Raw genomic sequence first — 17,828 nt, forward strand, 5'->3', positions numbered from 1 at the left:
CGGATTCCCAACGCTTGGCATTTTTAGTTTGCTTCAATTTTAGTGTTTACGGCACAATACCTTAAGTGCAGTGGTCTGCGTTGCTCACCACTTAACGCAGCGTTAGTTGAACAAGGAGAGTTCAGTGGATATTTTCGGAATATTAATAAGTGCATTAGTTCAGGTTTGGTACATCATCCCTTTGTTGATTGTCGTTTCGATATTCAAGAGTCGGTGGTTTAAAGGTGTATTTGGCGAGTTTTTGGTAAACAAACTACTATCTCAGTTGCCTGATTCCGATTACACATTGGTGAGGAATGTAACTCTACCTACAGACGACGGCACAACACAAATCGACCATATTGTTGTCTCAAGGTTTGGTATTTTCGTTGTGGAAACCAAAAACATGAAAGGTTGGATCTTTGGATCTAAAAACCAAAAGCAATGGACTCAGAAAATCTATCGTCACTCATCAAAATTTCAAAACCCACTTCACCAAAATTACAAACATGTTAAGACTCTTGAATCCTTACTGGCTGTAGGCAGTGAAAAACTACACTCAGTAGTTGTTTTCATCGGTGACAGTACTTTTAAAACTGATATGCCTGAAAACGTGACTTATGCGCGTGGTTGCTTGGAATACATCAAAAAGTTTGAACAACCAGTGTTCTCTGAATCAGAATATAGTCAATTTGTGTACTCGATAAACGAAGTTAAGCTCAAAAAAGGCATTGTTACGGATATTAAGCATCGTCAACATGTGAAAGAAATCGTAGAAGCAAAAGAAGCTATAAAGCAGTGCTCACGTTGTGGCTCAGAAATGGTTGTTCGTGAAACTAAGCGTGGTGAAAATAAAGGTAAACAGTTTTGGGGGTGTTCGGCATTTCCCAAATGTAGGTCGGTCGAACAGTTCAACTAACAAAGCGTTTAAGACGGATTCCCAACGCTCGGCATTTTTGGTTTGCTTCGGGTTAAGTGTTTACGGCACAATACTTTAAGGGCAGTAGTCTGCGTTGCTCACCACTTAACGCGGCGTTATGTTTTAAGGAAACTATGGAAATTCAAGAGTTAACTAATATTTTAAGCCAGATTCAATTCAAACAAGAATTAAGTATTGAAACATACATTATCATTCTTTGTGTTTCTGGTCTGGGGGCATGGTTTGCGTCTTACTTTAAAACGAAAGGGCAAAACTTTGCTAACAAAGAAGACTTTGAACAGTTGCAAAAACAACTTGAGTCTAACACTACAGTTGTTGAAGAGATTAAGACCGAACTATCGCAGAAAAACTGGATATCACAGCAAGCATGGGTGAAAAAACAAGAAGCTTACGAAGCAATCTTCGATTGCTTGTTCCATGTCAAAAAGTACGTTGCTCATGAAAAGGATGAGTACTTTGAGTGGGAGCACTACAATTTTAGATTTCCAGAGCTAGCTTATGAAACAACAGATGAGTATACAATCCGTATTTGGGAGCACGAGAAAGAAGAGTATTTAAAAAAGTCTCAAGATCCTGAAACAAAGGCGCAAGCGGAAAAGTTGAAAGTAAAATACGATGAGTCATTTGCTAAGTTGTTCCATGTAATTGAGGTCAAGGCTATATACCTAGATCCGAGGGTTACAGAGACCATCACAGTGCTAAAGCAAGGTTTGTCAAAGACGGACAATGAAGAAGATTGGGATGAGCATTTTTTCCGTATTTCTCGTCAAGTTAATGAATCAGTCGATAAGCTAAGAACAATCAGCATCGAAGAATTAAAGATTAAAACATAACAAAGCGTTTAAGACAGATTCCCAACGCTTGGCATTTTTCATTCCATCGTTGGGTTTTGTGTTTACGGTGGTGTAGTTAGGTTTGTGGTAGCGTTGCTCACTACTTAACGCGGCGTTATATTGCATAAGATTCAAAGGGTTAAATTATCCGTTTATCTTTGTTCTGCGTCCGAACTACACACCTGTTCTTTTCGTGTAAAATGCCATCAAAATGACCATCGCACGTAGAATGTTTGTCGGTTAATTAGCTGCAACGTCACGCAAGTCTCCTCATTAGTAAGTTTTGCTGACTCAAGTTCATTTTGCGCGGCTTCTTTTTCGTGGGGACTTCAATGAAAGTTGTGGCTTCAGCGCACTTTGTTGTCAGGTTTCTCGCTCGAATTCTTTGTCATTCTAGCTAATCGAAATACTCCAATTTCAACTCATTTCGCTTCTTAGCCAAGTGCGTTTTGTTGTCTATGATTGAGTTTCGAACTGTCCATTTTACTTCTGAGTTCAAAGCCAGTAGATTTGTAACTAATTCAGCATCTTGGCGCTAAACTTGGCTCTGTCGTGCGGGCAATATAACAAAGCATTTAAGAGGGATTCTCAACGCTTGGCATTTTTGTATCTACTTCAAATTTAGTGTCTACGGTACAATACTTTAGGTCGGGTGGAGGCGTTGTTCACCCCTTAATGCGGCGTTATAAGCTTTCGAGGAAAACTATGGAAATCATCATCAAACAAGCCATTGAATTGCGCAAAAAAGCTCGATATCAAGAGTCTAGAGCTTTGCTTTCAACGTTATTGAACGATGAAAACTATGTAGCTAAGGCTCACCTGCAAATTGCATGGTCATATGATAATGAAGGTAAAGAGCAAGAAGCAGTTGGTCATTATCTGTCATCTCTGTCGGGTTTACTATCGTCAGTAGAACGGTTCGATGCTTTATTTGGCTTGGCGAGCACCTATCGAAGTCTTGGTAACTACTCAGATGCGCTTACGTATTTCGAGCAAACTCTGAACGAGTACCCTGATTCTATGGAGGTTCAGCCTTTCTATGCAATGTGCCTCTACAACCTAGGGCGTCATAAAGAAGCGACGTCTTTGCTTCTTGAGTTGCTAGTTTCAACCACTAGTAGTGACGCAATAATAGAGTATAAACGCGCTATTTCTTTGTACGCCGAGGATTTAGATAGAACGTGGTAAACGAAACACGCTTATAACAAACAATTTAAGAGTGACTCCTAACGCTTGCCGGTTTCACTCCGGTTTGAGTTTTGTGTCTACGGTGCAATGGTTTAGCTTGGGTGTTATAGCGTTGTCGCACCTTAATTGGGCGTTATATTGCATAAGATTCAAAGGGTTAAATTATCCGTTTATCTTTGTTCTGCGTTCAAGCTACACACCTGTTCGTTCCGTGAAAAATGCCATCAAAATGACCATCGCACGTAGAATGCTTGTCGGCTAATTAGCTGCAACGTCACGCAAGTCTCCTCGTTAGTAAGTTTTGCTGGCTCAAGTTCATTTTGCGCGGCTTCTTTTTCGTGGAAACTTCACTGAAAATTGTGGTTTCAGCGCGCTTTGTCGTCAGGTTTCTCGTTCGAATTCTTTGTCACTCAGGCTACTCAAATTTCTCTAATTTCAGCTCATTTCGCTTCTTAGCCAAGTGCGTTTTATTGTCTATGATTGAGTTTCGAACTATCCATTTTACTTCTGAGTTCACAGCCAGTAGATTTGTAACCAATTCAGCACCTTGGCGCTAAACTTGGCTCTGTCGTGCGGGCAATATAACAAAGCGTTTAAGACGGACTCCCAACGCTTGGTGGCTTTAGTTCAAAGATATGCATCAGTGTTTATGGCATAATGTCTTGAGTGCAGTGGTAGCGTTGCTCGCCACTTAACGCGGCGTTATGAAAATCGCATAAAATAGGGAATATCATGTTTGAACCAATTGAAATCGATATGGATGAATTGCAGTTAGCTATTTCTCTTCCTGAGCTTGATTCTGTGCAAAATGGTACCTTCATTCCACTTGAGGATATTTTGGGCTCTTCATTGCAGGATTCCAATTTTGATGCGCTTTTTGTTTCTGGACTGTTCCCAGAACAAAGTGAAAAGTTAGTTCAAGTGTGTGCAGGTCAAGGTCTTGAATTGGTTAATTTTGAAAATCCTTCAAATGACTTAGCCGCAATCCATGATGTTGTTCTGAATTTATCTGGGAAGCTTTTCTCAGATGAAATGCCGAATAATATCGATATTGCTGACATTAGAAACCTCAATCAATCTTCTGATTTCCTATTTGCTTTTAACCGTAAGAGTTCAGCTCTAGACTTTATGGCAGCTCAGGAGCTTGGAGTGATAGTTGGTGGAGTGTATCTTGCTCATGGCAGGACAGAGCTAGACGAATATGAAGCTGTAAATAAAGAGCTCACGAACCACATTTATGAATATGGTTTTCTTTGTTCCAGTTTTTACGGTCTAGGGCGTTCAGAGTGTACAATTTTGCTTGGTGTTAAAGGGTAGGCGCACGTTGTGAAAAATTTTCATAACAAAGCGTTTAAGAGTGACTCCAAACGCGTGCCGTTTTCGCTTCGCTCAAGTATGGCACACTTGTTTGTCGCACCTTAACGCGGCGTTATATTGCATAAGATTCAAGGGGTTAAATTATCCGTTTATCTTTGTTCTGCGTTTGATCTGCACACCTGTTCGTCTCGTGAAAGTTGCCATCAAAATGACCATCGCACGTAGAAAGTGTGTCGGTTAATTAGCAGCAACGTCACGCAAGTCTCCTCGTTAGTAAGTTTCGCTGGCTCAAGTTCATTTTGCTCGGCTTCTTTTTCGTGGAAGCTAAAATGAAAATCGTGGTTTCAGCGCACTTTGCCGTCAGGTTTCTCGCTCGAATTCTTTGTCATTCTAGCTAATCGAATGGCTCTAATTTCAGCTCATTTCGTTTCTTAGCCAAGTGCGTTTTGTTGTCTATGATTGAGTTTCGAACTATCCGTTTTACTTCTGAGTTCAAAGCCAGTAGATTTGTAACCAATTCAGCACCTTGGCGCTAAACTTGGCTCTGTCGTGCGGGCAATATAACAAAGCGTTTAAGACGGATTCGCAACGCTTGGCGGCTTCAGTTCAAAGATATGCATCAGTGTTTATTGCATAATGTCTTGAGTGCAGTGGTAGCATTGCTCACCACTTAACGCGGCGTTAGAAGCCGGAGGGAAATTCAATGAATCCAAAGGATATCGTGCTTTCATTTTGGGAAGCAATGCAGAGTAATGATTTTTACAAAGCAAGCGAATGGCTAAGTGAAGATTTCGAGGGTTTTTGGCCTCAATCATCAGAACTTATTACTGGTCGCAGTGATTTTGGTGATGTGAATTCCTATTATCCTGCAAATGGTAAATGGCTATTTGAAATTAACTCAATTGTTTGTGAGGGCTCTCAGGTTGTAACGGATGTGTCGATAACAGACAGTGTACAAAAGGCTAGGGCAATTACATTTCATACCGTTGAAAATGGTCTTATTTGTAAGCAAGTTGAGTTTTGGCCTGATGAGTTTGATGCTCCAGAATGGCGTGCAAAGTGGGTAAAAATAGTGCCATCTCAGGCATAGTCGAAATGCTTCTAACAAACAATTTAAGAGTGACTCCTAACGCTTGACGATTTTACTTCGATTTGAATTTTGTGTTTACGGCGCAATGGTTTAGTCTAGGTTTTATAGCGTTGTCGCACCTTAATTGGGCGTTAGAAGCTGTAAGGAGATTCAGTGAATCCAAAGGATATTGTGCTTTCATTTTGGGAAGCGATGCAAAGTAATGACTTTTACAAAGCAAGTGAATGGTTAAGCGAAGATTTCGAAGGGTTTTGGCCTCAATCGTCAGAGCTTATTACAGGTCGTAGTGATTTTGGTGATGTAAATTCCTATTACCCGGCTAATGGTAAATGGCTATTTGAAATCAACTCAATTGTTTGTGAAGGCACAAAAGTTGTAACGGACGTGTCGATAAAAGACAGTGTTCAAAAGGCTAGGGCAATTACATTTCATACCGTTGAGAATGGTCTTATTTGTAAGCAAGTAGAGTTTTGGCCTGATGAGTTTGAAGCTCCAGAATGGCGAGCAAAGTGGGTAAAAATAGTGCCATCTCAGGCATAGTCGAAATGCTTCTAACAAACAATTTAAGAGTGACTCCTAACGCTTGTCGATTTCACTCTGGTTTGAATTTTGTGTTTACGGTGCAATGGTTTAGTCTAGGTTTTATAGCGTTGTCGCACCTTAATTGGGCGTTAGGTGCTTTGGAGTTACTTACATGGTAGGTAACTCCATTTGATTCAAGCGTTTTGAAGTTGGGTACTATCAATACTTTCAGTTGTACTTTCAATCTCGATTGGTTGGATTGTACCGTCTGATTTTATTTCAATTAATCCTAGATCTTTTGCAGCAATACCGATAGTTAGTGGCCCAGAAATGACCGAAAAAGCTAAGGCCGTTTTACCCATGAAATTCCAAAACCTTTTACCTACATCGCTTTTATTTCGCTCTTCAGCAATTTCTTTATGTAATAGCGCTTTTCCGAAAGTAGCCTCTACAATATCAATTATGTCTGTTGCACCGGTAATTACATACTCCTCAATAGAGATGCATATCCGGGCTATTTGATCTGTTAAGTATTTTTTTAGCTTAGACTCGATGTTTGAAGCGTCGATTAACTTGAGGAGATCTAGAGCTTCATCTTTAATCTCATCCAACTGATCTTTGTTCAAAACTGCTTGTGGGCTTCTTGCACTGAGTAAGTCGGATGTCATTTCTAAATAGTTAATGACATGGGTATCAACATGGTTGATAAAGTTTCCCCATTGTTGGTCTAAAGGGCTTTTAGAAAACGCGGTTTCTAACCTCGGAATCCATGCTAGATATCGTTCAACTTTAACATTTTCAAGTTTTCCAAGCTCAGAAACGATTTCATCAGCTAATGCCATAGTTTTACCAATGCGACCTAGCAGCATATGTGTACTTTTTGATTCCACATCTAAAATCTCACACCAGACCGCTTTACAAGTTTGATTAGTACCAAATTGCTTCCCATGCTCCAAAATGTTGAGTAACCGTTGTGCAGGGTTATTCATTTACATGCTCCAATATTGCCAAAGAATCAGTAAGTTGTAGTATATCATGCATTCTAAACGCACCTAACAAAGCATTTAAGACGGATTCCCAACGCTCGGCATTTTTGGTTTGCTTCAACGTTAGTGTTTACGGCACAATACTTTAAGTTTAGTGATCAGCGTTGCTCACCACTTAATGCGGCGTTATATGTTGTTTCAGCATTGGAGAAATAATGGAAGTTCTAATTGAGCAGGAAATCGCTCTACATCAGTATGAAATTAGGCAAGATCCAAATGAAGTAGCAAGGTTGCTTCATTCTAGCTTTAAAGAGGTTGGGCGTTCGGGGCGTAGTTTTGATTACTTTTCTATTATGAGAGTGATGCAAAGTGAAGAGCCTTCAAATGGTCACATTCACTCTCAAGATTTTGAGTGTATTTTGTTAGAACCTTCAGTTCAGTTACTTTTATACAAATCAGCATGGGTTTCAAATTTAGGTAAAGTTAGCGCGTTTTCTAAGCGTTCGTCGATCTGGGTCTTTACTGGTCAAGCCTGGCAAATGAAATATCATCAAGGGACTCCATGCGCAGAGTTTGAACTCATTTGAACATTGTCTAGAGTTGAAAATTGTTGGTTATGCACCCTACATATAACAAAGCATTTAAGAGGGATTCTCAACGCTTGGCATTTTTGTATCTACTTCAAATTTAGTGTTTACGGTACAATACTTTAGGTCGGGTGGAGGCGTTGTTCACCCCTTAATGCGGCGTTATGTGCTTGGAGAAAGTATGCAATATATCGAAGTCAAAAGTAGCGATATTCCACTAGATTTATTGCTTGAAGCTGATCCTTCTGAAGTTAACATCGCTTCATATTTATCTGATTCATGGTGCTTTGCTGCATCAGACCATGGGCAGATTTTAGCGGCTTGTATCGTTAAAGCGCAGACTCACTGCTTTGCTGAGATATTTAATGTATCAGTATCTCCAGAACTCCAAGGCCAAGGTATTGGCTCTAAGCTGCTAAAGTTCGTTCTATCTCAGTTACCAAGTAAGGGAATTAATCGTGTAGAACTTGGTACGGGTACATTTGGTTATCAACTGACTTATTATCAGCGTTTAGGCTTTCGAGTAGACTCAATTATCAAAGACCATTTTTTGTTAAACTACCTCGAGCCAATCTATGAAAATGGTATTCAACACAAAGACATGCTGAGATTGTACGTCAATGTTTAGTACGCACATAACAAGCAATTTAAGAGGGATTCACAACGCTTGGCACTTTTGCTTCTACTTCAGTTTTAGTGTTTATGGCACAATGCTTTAGGTTTGGGTGGAGGCGTTGTTCACCCCTTAATTGGGCGTTATATTGCATAAAATTCAAAGGGTTAAATTATCCGTTTATCTTTGTTCTGCGTCCGAGCTACACACCTGTTCTTTTCGTGAAAAATGCCATCAAAATGATCATCGCACGTAGAAAGTGTGTCGGTTAATTAGCTGCAACGTCACGCAAGTCTCCTCGTTAGTAAGTTTTGCTGGCTTTAGTCCATTTTGCGCGGCTTCTTTATCGTGGGAACTTCATTGAAAGTTGTGGCTTCAGCGTACTTTGTTGTCAGGTTTCTCGCTCGAATTCTTTGTCATTCTGGCGAATCGAATGACTCAAATTTGCCTAATTTCGCTTCTTAGCCAAGTGCGTGTTATTGTCTATGGTTGAGTTTCGAGCTATCCGTTTTACTTCTGAGTTCAAAGCAAGTAGATTTGTAGTCAATTCAGCACCTTGGCGCTAAACTTGGCTCTGTCGTGCGGGCAATATAACAAAGCATTTAAGAGGGATTCTCAACGCTTGGCATTTTTGCATCTACTTCAAATTTAGTGTTTACGGTACAATGCTTTAGGTGGGGTGGAGGCGTTGTTCACCCCTTAATGCGGCGTTATATTGCATAAGATTCAAAGGGTTAAATTATCCGTTTATCTTTGTTCTACGTTCGAGCTACACACCTGTTCGTTCCGTGAAAAATGCCATCAAAATGGCCATCGCACGTAGAATGTTTGTCGGTTAATTAGCTGCAACGTCACGCAAGTCTCCTCATTAGTAAGTTTTGCTGGCTCAAGTTCATTTTGCGCGGCTTCTTTTTCGTGGGGACTTCATTGAAAGTTGTGGCTTCAGCGCACTTTGTTGTCAGGTTTCTCGCTCGAATTCTTTGTCACTTTGGCTAATCGAACTTCTCTAATCTCAACTCATTTCGTTTCTTAGCCAAGTGCGTTTTATTGTCTATGATTGAACTCAGAACTATCCATTTTACTTCTGAGTTCAAAGCCAGTAGATTTGTAGCCAATTCAGCACCTTGGCGCTAAACTTGGCTCTGTCGTGCGGGCAATATAACAAAGCGTTTAAGACGGACTCCCAACGCTTGGCGGCTTTAGTTCAAAGATATGCACCAGTGTTTATGGCATAATGTCTTGAGTGCAGTGGTAGCGTTGCTCGCCACTTAACGCGGCGTTATGAGCTAATAGGGAAATCAGCATGAATTACGAAGAATTTAACCATTTTTGCGGCTCTTTTGCTGGAACGAGTCACGTCGTTCAATGGGGTAATTCCGATGTATGGAAGGTTGGTGGTAAAGTCTTTGCCATAGGTGGTTGGAGTGATGGTTCCCAAGCTGCATTCACGTTTAAAACCTCCAACTTAAACTTCGACTTTCTAAGTGATTGTGAAGGTTATAAACCGGCTCCATATTTTGCTAGTCGTGGAATGAAGTGGATACAGCAAGTTGAGACTTCAGGCAAATTAGACGATGACCTAAAGTACTATTTATCGGAATCATACCGAATTGTCGCGAGTGGTTTAAGTAAGCGTAAGCAACGAGAATTGGGCATAGATCATCTAGCTGAACCACGCTCATAACAAAGCGTTTAAGACGGATTCCCAACGCTCGGCATTTTCGGCTTACTTTGGGTTAAGTGTTTATGTCACAATGGTTTAGGCAGGGTGGTTGGCGTTGCTCACCACTTAACGCGGCGTTAGCTTACTGGAGTCAACAAGGGGATAGGTAGTAAAAAGTAAGCTACCCAAATAGTAGCTTACACCAGTGATTCATCTTATTTATTCGACGACTTACTAGGTTTCAAGCCCGGTGTATTGCCCGGGGTGTTTTTATTGTCACGTCGACGCTGATCGGGTTTTCCTGTCGACTTAGCAATTGGTTTTGGACCTGGTTTAAGTGCCACAATTGTATTCCTTATATGTGTAAGAGCAAATCTCTCGTATGATAATATATTTGCTTTGATGCATATCATCAGTGATCTTAGCCGTATTTCCATGCAATATATGGGTTTGCTATCGTTCAGATGTTGGTCGTTGATAAGTTAGGGTGGATGCTGAGAATTTGTAAGCTAACAAAGCGTTTAAGACGGATTCCCAACGCTTGGCGCTCTCGGCTTTCTTTGAGTTAAGTGATTATGTCACAATGGTTTAGGTAGGGCGGTTGGCGTTGCTCACCACTTAACGCGGCGTTATATTGCATAAGATTCAAAGGGTTAAATTATTCGTTTATCTTTGTTCTGCGTTCGAGCTACACACCTGTTCGTTTCGTGAAAGTTGCCATCAAAATGACCATCGCACGTAGAATGTTTGTCGGTTAATTAACTGCAACGTCACGCAAGTCTCCTCGTTAGTAAGTTTTGCTGGCTCAAGTTCATTTTGCGCGGCTTCTTTTTCGTGGAAGCTAAATTGAAAATCGTGGCTTCAGCGCACTTTGCTGTCAGGTTTCTCGTTTGAATTCTTTGTCATTCTGGCTAACTAAACCATTCAAATTTTGCCTAGTTTCGTTTCTTAGCCAAGTGCGTTTTGTTGTCTATGATTGAGTTTCGAACTATCCATTTTACTTCTGAGTTCAAAGCCAGTAGATTTGTAACTAATTCAGCACCTTGGCGCTAAAGTTGACTCTGTCGTGCGGGCAATATAACAAACAATTTAAGAGTGACTCCTAACGCTTAGCGATTTCACTCCGGTTTGAAATTTGTGTTTACGGTGCAATGGTTTAGTCTAGGTTTTATAGCGTTGTCGCACCTTAATTGGGCGTTAGAAGCTTCGATAAAACTTTGAATTATAGTAACTATTTATCTTATCTCGCTTAGTTCTAAATTTCGTTTCAATCATAGTATAATTGTTCGCATTAAGATGATTATGTGAAAGTTCAAATGAGAAAAATTTATGTCACTGAAGGGGATTCATCCTCTAAAAAAGACAAATTGGCTTATCCTAAACTGGTTTTGTGTGAAAAGTGTGTAGGCAAGTACGTTGTTATCAGCGAAGGCAAGCGAACTTATGATGCTTGCGTCAAATGTGGTTCTAGTGAATAAGTAATTACGTCTTTCGAACCCAAAATTCTAGGTTCTACATAACGGTTAAGAACGCTTCTAACAAACAATTTAAGAGTGACTCCTAACGCTTGCCGATTTCACTTCGATTTGAAATTTGTGTTTACGGTGCAATGGTTTAGTTTGGGTGTTATAGCGTTGTCGCACCTTAATTGGGCGTTATGAGGGCAAGGCAACTTATCGGTATCGTTAGAGGAAGTATGAGCACAGTAGTTAAGTTTCTGATTATATACTTAGTTCCAGTAATTTCTTTTTCTGAGATTATTGGCTCATATATGTTGGTTTACGGTGAGAGTGTGGATCATCCTATTATAAGCCTTGTTTTACTGTTCGTGATATCAGGATTTCTCGTTTCTTCCTATCTCAGTGTAAAGCTAGTTTCTCAATTTTCAGGTGAGAAATTAATCTATTCAAGTATCTTTTTTACAATATTAGGTTGGCTGTTAGGGGGAGTTCCTGTAATTATTTGTCTTATGCTCTTTAAAGGTTTGTTCAACCCCTAAACGAACGATAGTGCCCACATAACAAAGCGTTTAAGACAGATTCCCAACGCTCGGCATTCTCAGTTCAAGTAGAGTTTTGGTGTTTACGGTGCAATGGTTTAGGTTAGGTGGTAGCGTTGCTCACTACTTAACGCGGCGTTATATTGCATAAGATTCAAAGGGTTAAATTACCCGTTTATCTTTGTTCTGCGTTCAAGCTACACACCTGTTCGTTCCGTGAAAAATGCCATCAAAATGACCATCGCACGTAGAAAGTTTGACTGTTAATTAGCTGCAACGTCACGCAAGTCTCCTCGTTAGTAAGTTTTGTTGGCTCTAGTTCATTTTGCGCGGTTTCTTTTTGGTGGGGATTTCATTGAAAATCGTGGCTTCAGCGCACTTTGCTGTCAGGTTACTCGCTCGAATTCTTTGCTATTCTGGCTCTTCGAATGACTCTAATTTCAGCTCATTTCGCTTCTTAGCCAAGTGCGTTTTATTGTCTATGATTGAGTTTCGAACTATCCATTTTACTTCTGAGTTCAAAGCCAGTAGATTTGTAGTAAATTCAGCACCTTGGCGCTAAACTTGGCTCTGTCGTGCGGGCAATATAACAAAGCGTTTAAGACGGACTCCCAACGCTTGGCGTCTTTAAATTTCGATACACATATTGTGAACTTTTTTGTTTGTGCTATATTCACATTAAGTGAACTAGAGGTAACTATGCACGTAATTTCAAGAAAGCCATTCGCAGATGCGGCGAATAAATATCCAAATGATTCGCTTGCGATCGAGTCACTTTATAAGACTCTGAAAAACAACAATTTCACAGATCCATTGGCAATGAAAAATGTTTTTCCTAGCCTAGATAACTTTAAGTACAAAGATAAGTGGTATGTGATTGATATTGGTGGCAACAATCTACGCCTAATGGCGTTTATAGAGTTTCGAGACAGCCGCATTTTTGTTAAGCATATTGTGCCTCATGATGAATACGACAAACTGTGTAAGAAGTATGCAAAGGAGTCAAAATGAAAAACTTTACTGAAGTGAAATCAACAGCTTTGGAACTGTTTTCAATGGCAAGTTTTTTGGGACATATCTCAACAGAAGAAGAGTACCATCAAGCTTTAGAGCTAATGGAAGAGTTAATCGAAGAGTATGATTTATACAAACCGTTGATCGAAGTGTTATCTCATTCAATCGAAATTTGGGAAGATGAAGCAGACGAATTTGCACAATTCAATGCTTCTATTAACAGTTTAGATAGCGGTGCCGCCACATTGAGAACATTGATGGATCAGTATCAACTTAAAGCTGATGACCTAAAAGATGTAATAGGTGGTAAGAGCCTAGTATCAATGGTTTTAAATGGTTCAAGACAACTTACAAAAGATCACATTCAAGCTATTTCTGATAAATTTAATGTGAGTCCGGCATTGTTCTTCACACGCGCCTAACAAACAATTTAAGAGTGACTCCTAACGCTTAGCGAGTTCACTCCGGTTTGAAATTTGTGTTTACGGCACAATGGTTTAGTTTGGGTGTTATAGCGTTGTCGCACCTTAATTGGGCGTTATGTGTCTATCCGAGCAGTGCTTAAGGAAGTCGAATGGAATTCAAATTACCGCCCGGATTATTCGGGCTCATTAAGAATTGGCTAGAAAAATTGATTTTTCTTCGGGCATATATCATTTCTCACAATGACTATGTTTCTCGTACATCAAAACTACACTTTAAAGAGCTAGCCGATGAGATTGACTATGATGTTAAACTAGCAAGTCGGTATATTTCAAACAACGAAGTTCCGATGTCTAAGTTATATGTAAAGACAGGTAAAAATAACGTTTACAACCGTTTTTCTGGATATGTAAAGGCTTTCTCTGGGAATGTTTGCTATCAAAATCCAATAGATCTTGAACTGTTCTCAGATGACCAAGTTGTTATAACTCACTTACCGTCAATACCTTTGAAGGACATAACCATCGATGACGATGGAATTTATACTACATATAGCGAAGTTACATTATCTGGTGTTTTTTATGGTGAAGGTGGAGTAACTAAGGAAATCAGTGACACATTCGGTTTTCCAACTTATACCGAGTTCCTAAATAGCACTTGGAGTAGAAAGTGGGACCACGTATGGAATTTAGACTTCCTAGAGTTCGAATTTGGTGAAATGAGGCATGCGCTTATTTACACTTTGGCTGGACCATTTGCTTTTATGGTGCACTCGAATACATATGTAGGTTTTCGGGGAAAAGTAAAGAAACTATGGGATAAACTCGTTCTAAACGTATTAGCCAATAAAAAAGCACTAAAGGTATATTGGTGGGTAACTATGCCACTTAGAGTTAGGCGTTGGCAAACACATAACAAACAATTTAAGAGTGATTCCTAACGCTTGGGACTTTTGGTTCTAATTTGAGTACAGTGTTTACGGTGGTTTGGTTGAGTTTCGTGGTAGCGTTACTCACACCTTAATTGGGCGTTATATTGCATAAGATTCAAAGGGTTAAATTATCCGTTTATCTTTGTTCTGAGTTCTAGCTACACACCTGTTCGTTTCGTGAAAGTTGCCATCAAAATGACCATCGCACGTAGAAAGTGCATCGGTTAATTAGCTGCAACGTCACGCAAGTCTCCTCGTTAGTAAGTTTCGCTGGCTCAAGTTCATTTTGCGCGGCTTCTTTTTCGTGGATGCTAACTTGAAAATCGTGGTTTCAGTGCACTTTGCCGTCAAGTTTCTCGCTCGAATTCTTTGTCACTTTGGCTAATCGAACTTCTCCAATCTCAACTCATTTCGTTTCTTAGCCAAGTGCGTTTTATTGTCTATGATTGAGTTTCGAACTATCCATTTTACTTCTGAGTTCAAAGCCAGTAGATTTGTAACTAATTCAGCATCTTGGCGCTAAACTTGGCTCTGTCGTGCGGGCAATATAACAAAGCATTTAAGAGGGATTCTCAACGCTTGGCATTTTTGCATCTACTTCAAATTTAGTGTTTACGGTACAATGGTTTAGGTTGGGTGGAGGCGTTGTTCACCCCTTAATGCGGCGTTAGCTTGCATGTCGCAATTATTCAGTTTTGGTGATTTATGATTTTATACAAATATGTTTCTTTTGCATCGGCAATCAAGATTATAAATGAGAGCTCGCTTGGTTTTACGTGTCTCGAAGATCTAAATGATCCGCTTGAGGGAACTAACTTTGGTTTTTGTTCTTCTGGTGATGTTACTCCACAATCAGCCACAAGAGCATTCAAAAATAATTTCTCTCGACGCTATGCTGTATTGTCTCTTACGCGAAATCCGTTAAACCCATTAATGTGGTCACATTATGGAGATGCGCACAAAGGTGCTGTTATTGGCATTGATGTGGAGATTGCTGGTTTAATGTCAGAAGATGAATTCACGATTCCAGTTCATATGGGAGAAATGATATATGTTGCTACGAAGAATAGGGGCTTAAATGGAGTTCCTACTATTCAGCATTTGGATGAAATCAAGAGTAATGAATTAAAGTTTAAAAATGAAATTAGAAACTACTTAAAGCAAGCTTTTTTGTATAAATCATTGGAGTGGGGGTACGAGGAAGAAGTAAGAGTTATAAAATCGATTTCTCATTTTTGTCACTCTTATCACAAAAAGTGCGATGAAGTACTTATTCAATCAACTGCTAGTTCATGGAAAAAAGTTAGAAACAGCGTACTTGGTCAGCCGCTATATTGTTTTGGCATTCCAAGAGAGGCTATAAAAGAAGTATATCTTGGCGTTAATGTTAATCGCAATGGCTCTCGCTCGAATGAGGGAAAAGATGAACAATGGTTCAAAGAGCAGTTGACTATGATTAAGGCGCAAAATTTCACGCTCTATGGTTGTGAAGCTGATTTTAGTAGTTGGAAGTTGAGATCAAGATTAATTACAAGCTAACAATCTGTTTAAGAGTGATTCGCAACGCTTGGCATTTTTAATATGCGTTGCGCTTAGTGTTTAAGGTTGTATGCGGTGGCTTCGGTATTGTGTTGCTCACACCTTAACAGGGCGTTATCTCTCTTCAATAGTTCAGAGAATGAATCATGGAAACAGTATTTATTATTTTGCAAATAACTACGTTGCTTGGAATCGGAAGTATATTTTTGTTTCGAAAGTATTTGTTTTCCTATTCATCAGAAAAAGGAAAAAATCTAGCGACAAAAGAAGATATTGAAGACATTACCCGTAAAGTTGAAAGTACTAAAAATGAGTACATTGCTGATATTGAAAGATTAAAAGTAGAGTTGTCACTTGTTTCAAGAAAACACGATATCCTTTTAGATGAAAAAATAAGAGTGTTTAAAAAACTACAAAAAAGGCTTGTGGACTTTAAGAAATACTGTGAAGCAGCAATTGGTTCTTATGACAGCCGAGGCGATTTTCATATGACTTTAGAAGCTTTGGATGTAAATATAGATAAATCCGCTTTGTTACACCTAACAGCCCTGCACGAAATAGAGCAAGAAGACTTCATCTTCCTATCAGAGAGCTCAAAAGCAATACTTTCTGAACTTCACAACAAGTGTTCGATGATGTGTAGTATGGAGTTAGCCGTGTGTGCGAACAGTGAAGACAAGGATATCATTGAGAGTACTATCCCAGTATATGAGGCGGCAATGTTAAATATTGATCTATGTCTTCAAAGTTTGTACGAAGAGTTAGAGTTTCCGTCAAAAGAAAAAGAGAGATAACAAAGCATTTAAGCGCGATTCACAACGCGTGGCATTTTTGGTTTGCGTGGAATTTTGTGTTTAAGGCGCAATGCGGTAGCCGTTGTGTATTGCGTTGTTCACGCCTTAATGCGGCGTTATAAGGCTCGAAAATAAAAGGAACTTTCGTGGAAATTAGAGTAGGGAAACTAAGCGATGTTGCAGCTATTACAGACATCTTCAATTTTTATATTGAGCATACTAATGCTCGTTTTGAAGAGTGTGCATTTACGCAAGAGGATCGTCTAAACTGGCTCTCTCAGTTCTCATACAATAGTAAGCATCAACTTTTCGTTGCTACCGAAAATGGGGAGTTGCTAGGTTTTGCATGTTCCCAGCCATATAGGGACATTTCAGCATTTGAGGATACAGTCGAAGTGACAGTTTACCTTGCTTCAACAGTAAAAGGTAAAGGGGTTGGTGCAAAACTATATTCTAAACTGTTCTCATCAATTTCTGATTACGGAGTCCACAGGGTGTTATCAGGTATCGCACTACCTAATGACGCTTCAGTTGCATTGCATAAACGTTTTGGTTTTAGCGAAATTGGCGTATTCAATGAATACGCAAAGAAAAATGGTCAGTACATCAGCTCGGTTTGGTTGGAAAAGGCACTTAACTAAAAGTCCGCCTTATAACAAGCAATTTAAGAGGGATTCACAACGCTTGGCACTTTTGCTTCTACTTCAAATTTAGTGTTTATGGCACAATGCGTTAGGTTGGGTGGTGGCGTTGTTCACCCCTTAATTGGGCGTTATGCCTTTTGGGAGAAAATATGCAATTTTACAAAGCAGATGAGTATCAGGTCTCCTGTGAAAATCTCTATTATAAGTATGAACTTCAGATAGCCGCTTTACTTCCAGGCGCAACAATTGAGCATATTGGAGCTTCTTCTATCCCTAATGCTGTATCTAAGGGAGACCTAGACATACTTGTTGGTGTTAACGGTAACGAGTTAGAAAAAGCAGTGAAGTTACTCTCTACTTTAGGTTTCAACGAAAAATCCAATACGTTAAGAACTCCAGAGCTTTGCATGCTAGAAAATAGCTTAGGTGAAGATGTCGCTTTTCAAGTTGTAGCGAATGGCTCAGAATTTGACTTCTTTGTGAGGTTTAGGGACAAGCTCCGTGACAGCCCTGAGTTGGTTCAACAATACAATGAACTCAAAATGTCTTGTACAGGTTGGGCTCATGAAGACTATCGTCGAAAAAAGTCAGCTTTTATTGAGCGCGTTTTAGGACAGGCATAACAAAGCGTTTAAGACAGATTCCCAACGCTCGGCATTTTCAGTTTGATTCGGCTTTAGTGTTTACGGCACAATGGTTTAGGTAGGGTGGTGGCGTTGCTCACTACTTAACGCGGCGTTAGGCTAATAGTGTAAATAAGAGGTAT

18 protein-coding genes are annotated in these 17,828 nt (G+C 39.7%); 16 read left to right on the top strand and 2 right to left on the bottom strand.

The annotated features are described in order from the left end of the window. Positions 1-124 precede the first annotated feature (124 nt). From OCV39_RS05570 to OCV39_RS05595, 6 genes are all read left to right on the top strand, one after another. Entirely contained in the window at positions 125-898 is a 774-nt protein-coding gene (locus OCV39_RS05570) for an NERD domain-containing protein (protein WP_261889207.1), read from the top strand. A 134-nt stretch (positions 899-1,032) separates the two neighbouring features. Further along, positions 1,033-1,752, top strand: a complete 720-nt coding sequence (locus tag OCV39_RS05575) for a hypothetical protein (RefSeq protein WP_261889208.1) — start codon at positions 1,033-1,035, stop codon at positions 1,750-1,752. A gap of 705 nt (positions 1,753-2,457) precedes the next feature. Continuing rightward, entirely contained in the window at positions 2,458-2,940 is a 483-nt protein-coding gene (locus OCV39_RS05580) for a tetratricopeptide repeat protein (RefSeq protein ID WP_261889209.1), read from the top strand. Between the two features lie 732 nt (positions 2,941-3,672). Continuing rightward, entirely contained in the window at positions 3,673-4,257 is a 585-nt protein-coding gene (locus OCV39_RS05585; protein WP_261889210.1) for a hypothetical protein, read from the top strand. A 703-nt stretch (positions 4,258-4,960) separates the two neighbouring features. Then, positions 4,961-5,347 (top strand): nuclear transport factor 2 family protein, encoded by a 387-nt coding sequence (locus tag OCV39_RS05590; protein ID WP_261889211.1) that lies wholly within the window; start codon positions 4,961-4,963, stop codon positions 5,345-5,347. Between the two features lie 153 nt (positions 5,348-5,500). Then, entirely contained in the window at positions 5,501-5,887 is a 387-nt protein-coding gene (locus tag OCV39_RS05595; RefSeq protein WP_261889212.1) for a nuclear transport factor 2 family protein, read from the top strand. 176 nt (positions 5,888-6,063) lie between these two features. Here the strand turns inward: OCV39_RS05595 and OCV39_RS05600 are convergent, their stop codons facing one another. Further along, positions 6,064-6,858, bottom strand: coding sequence for a hypothetical protein (locus tag OCV39_RS05600; RefSeq protein WP_261889213.1), 795 nt, complete (start codon positions 6,856-6,858; stop codon positions 6,064-6,066). 212 nt (positions 6,859-7,070) lie between these two features. Between OCV39_RS05600 and OCV39_RS05605 the strand changes: the two genes are divergently transcribed. From OCV39_RS05605 to OCV39_RS05615, 3 genes are all read left to right on the top strand, one after another. Next, complete coding sequence (locus tag OCV39_RS05605) at positions 7,071-7,442, top strand: nuclear transport factor 2 family protein (protein ID WP_261889214.1); 372 nt, start codon at positions 7,071-7,073, stop codon at positions 7,440-7,442. 181 nt (positions 7,443-7,623) lie between these two features. After that, a complete protein-coding gene (locus OCV39_RS05610) occupies positions 7,624-8,070 on the top strand; it encodes a GNAT family N-acetyltransferase (protein ID WP_261889215.1) in 447 nt (148 codons plus the stop codon). Positions 8,071-9,358: 1,288 nt separating this feature from the next. After that, complete coding sequence (locus tag OCV39_RS05615) at positions 9,359-9,739, top strand: MmcQ/YjbR family DNA-binding protein (protein ID WP_130350976.1); 381 nt, start codon at positions 9,359-9,361, stop codon at positions 9,737-9,739. 194 nt (positions 9,740-9,933) lie between these two features. Here OCV39_RS05615 and OCV39_RS05620 read toward each other — a convergent pair whose 3' ends face one another. Beyond that, positions 9,934-10,062: a hypothetical protein gene (locus OCV39_RS05620; protein WP_261383053.1), complete on the bottom strand. Its 129-nt coding sequence runs from the start codon at positions 10,060-10,062 to the stop codon at positions 9,934-9,936. A gap of 2,354 nt (positions 10,063-12,416) precedes the next feature. Here OCV39_RS05620 and OCV39_RS05625 point away from each other — a divergent pair. From OCV39_RS05625 to OCV39_RS05660, 7 genes are all read left to right on the top strand, one after another. Further along, on the top strand, positions 12,417-12,728 hold the full coding sequence (locus tag OCV39_RS05625) for a type II toxin-antitoxin system HigB family toxin (protein WP_017053844.1): 312 nt from the start codon (positions 12,417-12,419) through the stop codon (positions 12,726-12,728). Further along, entirely contained in the window at positions 12,725-13,153 is a 429-nt protein-coding gene (locus tag OCV39_RS05630; protein ID WP_017053843.1) for a helix-turn-helix domain-containing protein, read from the top strand. Before OCV39_RS05625 ends, OCV39_RS05630 begins: the two co-directional genes overlap by 4 nt. Before the next feature lie 152 nt (positions 13,154-13,305). Further along, entirely contained in the window at positions 13,306-14,094 is a 789-nt protein-coding gene (locus OCV39_RS05635; RefSeq protein WP_261889216.1) for a hypothetical protein, read from the top strand. Between the two features lie 696 nt (positions 14,095-14,790). Then, positions 14,791-15,624 (top strand): DUF2971 domain-containing protein, encoded by an 834-nt coding sequence (locus OCV39_RS05640; protein ID WP_261889217.1) that lies wholly within the window; start codon positions 14,791-14,793, stop codon positions 15,622-15,624. Between the two features lie 146 nt (positions 15,625-15,770). Further along, positions 15,771-16,418, top strand: coding sequence for a hypothetical protein (locus tag OCV39_RS05650; protein WP_261889218.1), 648 nt, complete (start codon positions 15,771-15,773; stop codon positions 16,416-16,418). A gap of 146 nt (positions 16,419-16,564) precedes the next feature. Then, the gene (locus OCV39_RS05655) at positions 16,565-17,059 is read left to right on the top strand and encodes a GNAT family N-acetyltransferase (protein ID WP_261889219.1); all 495 of its coding nucleotides are present in this window, start codon (positions 16,565-16,567) and stop codon (positions 17,057-17,059) included. Positions 17,060-17,211: 152 nt separating this feature from the next. Further along, positions 17,212-17,685, top strand: coding sequence for a GrpB family protein (locus tag OCV39_RS05660; RefSeq protein ID WP_261889220.1), 474 nt, complete (start codon positions 17,212-17,214; stop codon positions 17,683-17,685). Positions 17,686-17,828: the final 143 nt, after the last annotated feature.

The sequence above is a fragment of the Vibrio cortegadensis genome (assembly GCF_024347395.1).
In the GTDB taxonomy this organism is placed as follows: domain Bacteria; phylum Pseudomonadota; class Gammaproteobacteria; order Enterobacterales; family Vibrionaceae; genus Vibrio; species Vibrio cortegadensis.